This is a genomic window from Salegentibacter sp. (assembly GCF_036568425.1).
In the GTDB taxonomy this organism is placed as follows: domain Bacteria; phylum Bacteroidota; class Bacteroidia; order Flavobacteriales; family Flavobacteriaceae; genus Salegentibacter.
The window spans coordinates 39956-49514 of the sequence record NZ_DATCSO010000121.1; the positions used below are offsets into that span (position 1 = coordinate 39956).

Sequence of the window (9559 nt, forward strand, 5' to 3'; positions counted from 1 at the left end):
TTGCGAGTGCAAATATACCACGCATTTTAGATTACACAAACCTTTTTTTCACTTTTTTCAAGCTTATTTTTAAAGATTCAGACAAGCTTTTGTCTCTCAAGCATATAAGCAATGAGAATTTTATCAAAATTTTTATTGATATCGGCCTGCACATAGCTTATTTTATATTTTGCGCATTCCAATTTAAGCTCATTCACATATTGTCCCACAGCTTTTCTGTAGCTTTCCTGAATATTTTCTGAATAAAGATCTACCTCAGCCCCTGTTTCCACGTCGGTAAAACGCCGGGGGCTATTATCAAAATCAAAGCTTAGCTCTTTTTTACTATCGAGCACATGAAAGAGTACTACTTCATGCCTATTATATTTTAAATGCCTTAGCGCTTCAAACAGTTCGTTTTCTTCAGCATCAGCCTGAAACATATCTGTAAACAGTAAAACCAGGGAACGCCGTTTAAGTTTTTCGGCGATTTGATGGAGATAGGTATAAGTATCAGTAGCTTTTCTTTTCGCAGGCTTAGTGAGCATTTGCTCCATAGCATTCAACAGCATAAAATAATGTCTCTCGCTACCTTTTTCCGGAGCGTAAAACTCAAATTCATCACTATATATACTTAATCCCATTGCGTCCCGCTGTCGTTTTAATATTTGCATTATACTCGCGGCCGCCAGAACTGAAAAGCCTATCTTATTTAAAGAATCTATTCTGAATTTCTCCACACGGGGATAATGCATAGATGCCGAATTATCTATTATGAAGTGACACCTCAAATTGGTTTCTTCTTCATAGCGGCGGGTATAAAGTTTATCGGTCTTTGCATAGAGCTTCCAATCTATATGCTTAGTGCTTTCCCCCGCATTGTAAATCTTATGTTCAGCAAACTCAGCAGAAAAACCATGAAACGGACTCTTATGCATTCCAGAGATATAACCTTCCACCACCTGGCGGGCCAACAAATCCAGATTGGAAATTCCCGAAAGACTATGTATTTCCCTATTTAAGTCCATTGCCCTAAGATAGGAATTAGGTATAAAAAAATCCCGGAAAGACCGGGATTTTTAAAGTTATATGTACTTAAGAAAAACTAAACTAGTTGATCTAAAGCATCAGCATAAGTGTTTTTTGGAGCTACTCCAACCTGACGGCCAACAACCTCTCCATTTTGGAAAATAAGAACGGTTGGGATATTACGCACCCCGTACTTAGCGGCAAATTCCTGGTTAGCATCAACATCAAGTTTTGCAACCACGGCTTTTCCATCATATTCTTGGCTTATTTCCTCAATGATAGGTCCAACCATTCTACATGGTCCACACCAGGCAGCCCAAAAATCTACTAAAACTGGTTTATCACTTTTTAAAACTTTTTCTTCAAAAGTAGCATCGGTTATTTCAATTGCCATAACATTTGTTTTTATAACGTATTTGTGTTTCGTTTAAATCAATTGTAAAATTAGTCAAATATTTTCGGTTTCCTTACAAACTCAATATTGTATTTCATTATGAGCATATTAGGTGTCTTTATTTCAGTAAAATAGGCTAATTCAGCTTATATAAAACCTGTTGTTCCTCCAGGGCAGTAAGCAGTTCCTGGGAGATCTGAATTTTCTGTTTCCTGCTTGGCATATGCAACTTTACCTGTTCTTTCATCTCATAAACAACAAAATTAAGGATGTGGTTGCCACGATGATTTCTGAAGGTTTCTTTCATCCATTGAATATTATCTTCTTTAAGATCGTCAATATTAAGCTGAATCGTCAGTTTTTTCGCATAGGTATCCATCACTTCGTGTAACAGCATAAAATCTGTAAACTGAATTTTAGGATCGAATTTCTTACCTGTTTCCTTATTATGCCAACCTTCTTTTATATTGATCTTGACATGCACAAAAGAATTTGGCACCAAAAAATGCCTGAATTTAAGGTACTCCTCCTTGAACAACTTGAACTCATAAGAAGAATGATAATCTTCTACCGTAAAGATAGCCCAACCCTGCCCCTGCTTAGTGGTGCGATGCTGTACATCAGTAATCACTCCCCCAAGGCTGAGAGAACGGTTAATGCACCGCTCAAGGTCTTCAAGATCGGCTAGTACAGCATTGCAGAAATACTTCATCTCCAGCCTAAAATCATCCAGAGGATGCCCGGAAATATAAATACCCACCACTTCTTTCTCCCGGCGCAGTTTTTCCATGGTTCCCCATTCTTCGCAAGGTGGCACTTCGGGTTCGGGAATTTGCACTTCACTGGCTTCTCCAAACAGACTTACCTGCGAAGAATTTTGATTCTCCTGGAATTTAGCCGCATATTTTACCACTTTCTCAAGAAAGCTTATTCCGTCTCCCGCATCGTGAAAATATTGAGCACGGTGAGTATCCCCAAACCCATCAAAACCACCTGCCAGGGCAAGGTTCTCAAAAGCTTTTTTATTAGCAGCACGCAAATCTATACGCTTAGCCATATCAAAGATAGATTTGTAGGGACCTTCTTCAGTTTTACGGTTCTCCACTATTGTAGCCACAGCACCGGCACCAACTCCTTTTATGGCTCCCATCCCAAAGCGTACCGCATTTTCTTTATTTACCGAAAATTTGTAATAAGATTCGTTTACATCGGGCCCAAGTACTTTAAGTTTCATTCGCTTACACTCCTCCATAAAGAAGGTCACCTGCTTAATATCATTCATGTTATTGGAAAGCACCGCAGCCATATACTCGGCCGGATAATGTGCTTTTAAGTAAGCTGTTTGATAAGCAATCCAGGCATAGCAGGTAGAATGCGATTTATTGAAAGCGTAAGCCGCGAAAGCTTCCCAGTCTTTCCATATCTTTTCCAAAACTTCTCGCGGATGTCCTTTTTCCTCTCCTCCATCCAGAAACTTTGGCTTAAGTTGTTCCAGCAAGGCAAAGATCTTTTTCCCCATCGCTTTTCGAAGTACATCGGCTTCACCTTTAGTAAAGCCTGCAAGCTTTTGTGACAACAACATCACCTGCTCCTGGTAAACGGTGATTCCGTAGGTTTCCTGCAGGTATTCCTCCATATCGGGCAAATCGTAAGCAATCTCTTCCTCCCCGTGTTTCCGGGCGATAAAGCTTGGAATATATTCCATCGGGCCCGGACGATACAAGGCATTCATCGCGATAAGATCATCAAAGACCGTAGGTTTCAGGTCTTTCATGTGTTTTTGCATCCCCGGCGATTCATATTGAAATATTCCTACCGTTTCACCGCGTTGGAACAATTTATAGGTTTCCTCATCATCCAAAGGAAAGTTGTCTGGATTAAGATCTATATTGTGGCGTCCTTTCACGATTTTCACCGTGTCTTTAATCAGGGTAAGGGTTTTAAGACCCAGAAAGTCCATTTTTAGAAGTCCGGCATTTTCCACCACCGAGTTATCGAACTGGGTCACATAAAGATCAGAATCCTTTGCTACTGAAACCGGTACATAATTGGTGATATCGCTGGGAGTGATAATCACCCCGCAGGCATGAATTCCGGTGTTTCGCACAGAGCCTTCAAGGATTCTCGCCTGGTTAACGGTTTGCGCCTCCAGGTCGTCACCTTCAGAAATATTCAGGAGTTCATTTACCTTGTCAAGCTCTTCACTTCTGAATTTCTTTTTCAGCTCTTTCTCATCCATCCCGAAAATTTTGCTCAGTTTGGCCATGGTAGGAATAAGCTTCGAAATTCTATCGGCATCCATTAATGGGAGATCAAGCACCCTGGCCGTGTCTCTTATCGAGGATTTAGCGGCCATAGTTCCGTAAGTGATGATCTGTGCTACCTGATTGGCTCCGTATTTCTGGATCACATAATCCATAACCCGGCTTCGGCCTTCATCATCAAAGTCAATATCGATATCGGGCATGCTCACCCTGTCCGGATTAAGGAAACGCTCAAAAAGCAGATCGTACTTAATCGGATCTATATTGGTAATTCCAAGACAATAAGCCACAGCACTACCCGCAGCCGATCCCCGGCCTGGTCCAACCGAAACATCCATATTCCGGGCCTCGCGAATAAAGTCTTCAACGATAAGGAAATATCCGGGATACCCTGTATTTTCAATTACCGAAAGTTCAAAATCCAATCTTTCTTTAATATCCGGGGTTAATTCTCCGTAACGGTCTTGGGCTCCCTGGTAAGTAATATGTTTCAGATAGGCGTTTTCTCCCCGTTTCCCTCCATCCAGCTTATCTTCAGAATGAAGAAATTCATCTGGAATCGTAAATGCCGGCAACAGCACATCCCGGGCCAACTCAAAAGGCTCGATCTTATCGACTACCTCCTTAATATTAGATATCGCTTCAGGCAAATCCTTGAAGAGATTCTTCATCTCTTCTGAACTCTTGAAATAGTATTCCTGATTAGGCAAACCGTAACGGTACCCCCTACCACGTCCAATGGGCGTGGCCTGTTTCTCACCATCTTTTACACAGAGCAAAATATCGTGGGCGTTAGCATCTTCCTTAGCGCAATAATAAGTATTATTTGAAGCTACTAACTTCACCTGATGTTTCTTCGAGAATTGAACCAACACCTCATTTACCCTGCGCTCCTCTTCCTGGCCATGACGCATTAACTCTATATAAAGATCATCTCCAAATTGTTCTTTCCACCAAAGCAAAGCCTCTTCAGCTTGATTTTCTCCAACGTTCAGGACCTTGCCCGGGACTTCCCCATAAAGGTTTCCGGTAAGAACAATGATATCTTCCTTATACTGTTGTATGATTTCTTTATCTATTCGCGGAACATAATAAAACCCATCGGTATAAGCCTTTGAAGACATTTTTGCCAGGTTGTGATAACCTTTTTTATTCTTGGCAAGCATCACAATTTGATAACCGTTGTCTTTGCGGGATTTATCGGCATGATTCTCACAAACAAAGAATTCACAGCCTAAAATGGCTTTTAATTCCTTGCCTACCGGCGGTTCATTATTGGCCAGCGCCTCTTCATTTTTCGTTTTAACCGACTTATTATAATCTCCCACCTCTTTCACAAAATGAAAGGCGCCCATCATATTCCCATGATCGGTAAGGGCTACGGCAGGCATATTTTCTTTGGCAGCAACTTCCACCAGGTCTTTTATGCTGATGGTGGACTGAAGGATGGAAAACTGGGAATGATTATGTAAATGTGCAAAGGGAATCTCATCAAGTTTTTGCAAATTCTCCTCGATCTCCTCTGTGGTAATTTCATCGGAAGGCTGTTGTTCCTGAAGTTCCTTCCTTATTCTTTCTGAAGCTTTCTTTAAATTAATATGCTTTAAACCAATAAGCTTAAAAGGCTCAGGATTATGTTCTTCAAAGCGCTCGAAATATCCTGCCGGCACTCCTAACTGGCTGGAGGTAAAGGCTCGTCTACGGATAAGCTCAAGAAAACAGCGGGTTGTAGCCTCTACATCGGCTGTTGCGTTATGAGCTTCTCCAAAGGCTTCGTCAAAGAGATATTCATGAAGCTCGGTGAGGGTGGGCAGTTTAAATCTTCCTCCCCGGCCTCCGGGAATTTTACATAAATCGGCTGTGATTTCGGTACAGGTATCAAGTACAGGAAGCTCCTGCAAAGTATTTTCTACATTTTTTCTGTAGAATTCGGCACCCATGATATTCAGGTCAAAACCTACATTCTGCCCCACCACAAATTTGGTCTTATCCAGGGCCGCCTGAAATTTCTCCAGTACTTCTACCAGGCTGATTCCCTCCTGTTCGGCTAGCTCGGTAGAGATCCCATGAATTTTTTCAGCATCAAAAGGAATATTGAAATCTTCTGGTTTTACCAAGTAATCCTGGCTTTCAACCAGATTCCCCATTTCGTCATGTAACTGCCAGGCAATTTGTATACACCTGGGCCAGTTATCGGTATCGGTAAGAGGCGCATTCCAGCGTTTAGGTAATCCAGTGGTTTCGGTATCAAATATCAGGTACATGGGCAGAAAACAATTTGGCATCCAGCTGATTTACAGCCTTCAGAATAAGAATTTCAAATAAAAATCAGAAGGCTAAAAATATGGAAATTTAATGTTGGCAAAAAAGAAACTTTTTAAGATTTATTAACTGTTTTGGAAAGCCTGATAATACACCTCAGTAAAAAACCTCACAGAAAGCACATTGTGCAATCTGTGAGGTCTGTACGAACACTAAAAACTACTACTACTTCAATCAAACATCTGCTCGTACATTTTTACTTTATTTATACTTTTTCAAACATACTCTTGCAAGCGATTCAGTCTTAATTTAAAGCTAAGCTGAGTTTGTTGCTATGGTTCATTCTTTTCATTTGGATTTATATCGGCTCTTAAGATATCAGGCCTTAATTTTCAGGCTCTTTACTTTATTCAAGGCAGCTACAATATCGTTTTTCTGCTTCAACAGAATATTTGCCGTACTGGCAGGCACCTCCGGATCGTCCAGGATCTCTTTATATTCCTGCAAGGCAATTTTTTCCCCTCGCACAGCTTCCTCAAGGCTGGGCTCAGCTTTATTTGCAGAAAAAGTAGTTTTTAAATTCATCCAGGTCCGGTGTGCGTCCCCGGCAAGACTGGACTTTTCTTTAGGTGTTTCACCAAAACTCCTGATTTCAGTTTTAAGCTGATGAATAAAATCGTAACGCTCTTCTGCCCTTTCGGCAAAATAAGCCTTTAACTGAGGGTCTTTAACGTTTTCAGATGCAAAACGATACCCCTTTTCTGCATCAATATTCTTTTCAAGAAGCCGGTTGAGTTTTTCGGCAATTTTTTCGGGGTATTTCATAGCAAATTCAAATTGATTTTTATTTATAAATATAAATTCGTTATTAATATCCAACAAGCTGTTTAACAGGCTTTAGCACTAATTAACTGCTTTTAACAAGAGCGCCAAAAAAAGCATTAAAAACTTCAGAATATTTATGATTTTCAGCCTAAACAACAAATATAATTGCAAAGACTTGTAAATTAGAAAATTGTAGTATCTTTGCAGCCTTATTAATAATCGGGGTCGGGAACCCCACAAATTAATTTTTATGCCAGTAAAATTAAGATTACAAAGACACGGTAAAAAAGGGAAACCTTTTTTCTGGATCGTAGCCGCAGATGCGCGCTCAAAGAGAGATGGTAAATTCCTTGATAAATTAGGAATCTACAATCCAAACACCAATCCTGCAACTATTGAACTTGATATTGACGGAGCGGTAAAATGGTTAGAAAACGGGGCGCAACCAACAGATACGGCCCGTGCTATTCTTTCTTACAAAGGGGTGATGCTTAAAAGACACCTTGCCGGAGGAGTGAAAAAAGGCGCTTTAACTGAAGAGGAGGCTGAGAAGAAATTCCAGGCCTGGTTAGAAGAAAAAGAAGCTAAGATCAACGCCAAGAAAGAGAATCTTACTAAAGAGCAACAGGCTGAAAAAGCTAAGGCTCTTGAAGCTGAGAAGGAAGCCAATGCAAAACGTGAAGCTGAAGCTAAAGAAGCTCTGGCTGCCGAAGAAGCTGAACAAGAAGCGGATGCTGCTGCAGATACTGCAGAAGCCCAGGCTGAGGACGCTTCAGATGCACAAACTGCCGAAGAAGCAAAAACAGAAGAGAAAAAAGACTAATTCTCAGGCGACGATGACTAAAGATGAATGTTTCTATTTAGGAAAAATCGTTGCTAAATTTAGTTTTAAAGGGGAGGTGCTCATCAAACTGGACACCGATGAACCTGAAGCTTACACAGAAATGGAATCGGTTCTCATTGAATACAATGAGAATCTGGTTCCATTTTTTATTGAAAGAAGTTCCCTGCAAAAAAGCACCTTGCTTCGCGTTAAATTCGAAGACATAGAAACCGAGCAGGACGCGGAAGACCTTATTGGAGCACACACTTACTTACCTCTTACTATGCTCCCCGAACTCGACGAAGATCAGTTCTATTTCCACGAGATCATTGGTTTTGAGGTCATCGATTCCAAGCACGGCAATATTGGTAAAATTACAGGAATCAACGATTCTACTGCCCAGGCCCTATTTGAGATTCAAAAGGGCGATAAAGAGATCCTTATCCCCATGAACGATGAGTTTATCGAAAAGATAGACAAACCTAATAAAACTATATATCTAAATACTCCTGAAGGATTGGTAGAGATGTATCTTGGGTAGTGATAGGCCGTGATGCTATTTCTTTGAGAACTATTTCTCTTGACTTGTCATGCTGAACTTGTTTCAGCATCTAACTTGTGTAAAGTAATAAACCTTTTCATAATTGATCATAGAGATCGTTAAACTCCGGATTTACAGATTTAATCAAATTCCATTGCCAGTCTTTATGCCAATTTTTTAATTGCTTCTCCCTTGCAATTGCTTGGGTAATAGCTGTAAAATCTTCAAAATAAATCAAGTATTTGAGATGATTTTTCTGGGCAAATGACGAACCAATTCCATTTTTATGGTCTGAAATTCGCTTTTGCAAATCTGAAGTCACCCCAATATAAAGCATATTCCGGGTAGAATTTGAAAGTATATAGATATAGCTTTTCTGCACTTTTAAATATAATAAACTTCAATTCAACCTAGACCCTGAAATAAATTCAGGGTGACGAAACTTTCTAAAATGAAAAATCCGTTCCCAGATGAGGAAACGGATTTTTCAAATTTTCAAATTATAAAATCTTCCAATTTTTCTAGCCTACAATATTTACAATTTTACCGGGTACTACGATTACCTTTTTCGGGGCACGACCGTCCAATTGCTTCTGGGTTCTCTCATCGGCTAAAACCGTTTTTTCAATCTCATCTTTTGGCATATCCAGCGGTAATTCCATAGTAAATCGCATTTTCCCATTGAAGGAAATCGGATAGTTTTTGGTGCTTTCTACCAGGTATTTTTCTTCATATACCGGATATTCTGCTGTCACTACAGATTCTGAATGTCCTAACTTGTTCCACAATTCTTCAGCGATATGTGGCGCGTAAGGAGCTATCAAAATAACAAGAGGCTCCAACACTTCTCTGCTGTTGCATTTTTGTGCTGAAAGTTCGTTTACACAGATCATAAATGTAGAAACCGAAGTATTAAAACTGAATTCCTCGATATCTTCAGTCACTTTTTTAATGGTTTTGTGCAAAGACTTCAAAGATTCGGCTGAAGCTTTTTCTTCGGAAACTTCAAACTGTTCGCCGTTGTGGTACAATTTCCAAAGCTTTTTAAGGAAATTATGCACCCCTGTTATTCCTGCGGTATTCCAGGGCTTCGCCTGCTCTAATGGACCAAGGAACATCTCGTACATTCTAAGAGTATCAGCGCCGTAGTCTTCACAAATATCATCGGGGTTTACCACGTTGTATTTGGATTTCGACATTTTTTCGACTTCGCGACCAACAATATAAGCTCCGTCCTTTTCGGTTAAAAATTTGGCATCTTTAAATTCAGGGCGCCATTCTTTAAAGCCTTCGATATCCAGCTCATCTGAATGATTTACTAAAGAAACATCTACGTGAATAGGCTGAACCTCATTCTTACCGACCAGGTTTTTAGAAACCAGTACATTTTCTCCTTCCAACCTGTAAACAAAAGCACTCTGCCCCAATATCATTCCCTGGTT

General features: G+C 40.2%; 8 protein-coding genes. 2 read left to right on the forward strand and 6 right to left on the reverse strand.

Annotated features, from left to right (window positions below; genetic code table 11):
- Positions 1-77: 77 nt before the first annotated feature.
- From VIM94_RS12155 to VIM94_RS12170, 4 genes are all read right to left on the reverse strand, one after another.
- Positions 78-1007 carry a DUF58 domain-containing protein gene (locus VIM94_RS12155; protein WP_332039568.1) on the reverse strand — a complete coding sequence of 310 codons (930 nt, stop codon included), beginning with the start codon at positions 1005-1007 and terminating at the stop codon, positions 78-80.
- 77 nt (positions 1008-1084) lie between these two features.
- Complete coding sequence (trxA, locus tag VIM94_RS12160) at positions 1085-1402, reverse strand: thioredoxin (protein ID WP_332039569.1); 318 nt, start codon at positions 1400-1402, stop codon at positions 1085-1087.
- A gap of 136 nt (positions 1403-1538) precedes the next feature.
- Positions 1539-5930, reverse strand: coding sequence for a DNA polymerase III subunit alpha (dnaE, locus tag VIM94_RS12165; protein ID WP_332039575.1), 4392 nt, complete (start codon positions 5928-5930; stop codon positions 1539-1541).
- A 376-nt stretch (positions 5931-6306) separates the two neighbouring features.
- On the reverse strand, positions 6307-6753 hold the full coding sequence (locus tag VIM94_RS12170) for a PA2169 family four-helix-bundle protein (protein ID WP_332039570.1): 447 nt from the start codon (positions 6751-6753) through the stop codon (positions 6307-6309).
- Positions 6754-7003: 250 nt separating this feature from the next.
- On the opposite strand from VIM94_RS12170, the gene VIM94_RS12175 reads away from it, so the two are divergent.
- Positions 7004-7576: a 30S ribosomal protein S16 gene (locus VIM94_RS12175; RefSeq protein ID WP_332039571.1), complete on the forward strand. Its 573-nt coding sequence runs from the start codon at positions 7004-7006 to the stop codon at positions 7574-7576.
- A 13-nt stretch (positions 7577-7589) separates the two neighbouring features.
- Positions 7590-8117 (forward strand): ribosome maturation factor RimM, encoded by a 528-nt coding sequence (gene rimM, locus VIM94_RS12180; RefSeq protein ID WP_332039572.1) that lies wholly within the window; start codon positions 7590-7592, stop codon positions 8115-8117.
- Between the two features lie 97 nt (positions 8118-8214).
- Here the strand turns inward: rimM and VIM94_RS12185 are convergent, their stop codons facing one another.
- Both VIM94_RS12185 and VIM94_RS12190 read right to left on the reverse strand, forming a co-directional pair.
- Complete coding sequence (locus VIM94_RS12185) at positions 8215-8499, reverse strand: GIY-YIG nuclease family protein (protein WP_332039573.1); 285 nt, start codon at positions 8497-8499, stop codon at positions 8215-8217.
- Positions 8500-8638: 139 nt separating this feature from the next.
- On the reverse strand, positions 8639-9559 hold a 921-nt coding region (locus VIM94_RS12190), incomplete at its 5' end, for a class I tRNA ligase family protein (RefSeq protein WP_332039574.1).

What these genes read in the sequence shown, in the direction of transcription:
- rimM (WP_332039572.1), top strand. Translation starts at nt 7,590, where the DNA reads ATGACTAAAGATGAATGTTTCTATTTAGGAAAAATCGTTGCTAAATTT.
- VIM94_RS12170 (WP_332039570.1), bottom strand. Translation starts at nt 6,753, where the DNA reads ATGAAATACCCCGAAAAAATTGCCGAAAAACTCAACCGGCTTCTTGAA.
- dnaE (WP_332039575.1), bottom strand. Translation starts at nt 5,930, where the DNA reads ATGTACCTGATATTTGATACCGAAACCACTGGATTACCTAAACGCTGG.
- VIM94_RS12175 (WP_332039571.1), top strand. Translation starts at nt 7,004, where the DNA reads ATGCCAGTAAAATTAAGATTACAAAGACACGGTAAAAAAGGGAAACCT.
- VIM94_RS12155 (WP_332039568.1), bottom strand. Translation starts at nt 1,007, where the DNA reads ATGGACTTAAATAGGGAAATACATAGTCTTTCGGGAATTTCCAATCTG.
- trxA (WP_332039569.1), bottom strand. Translation starts at nt 1,402, where the DNA reads ATGGCAATTGAAATAACCGATGCTACTTTTGAAGAAAAAGTTTTAAAA.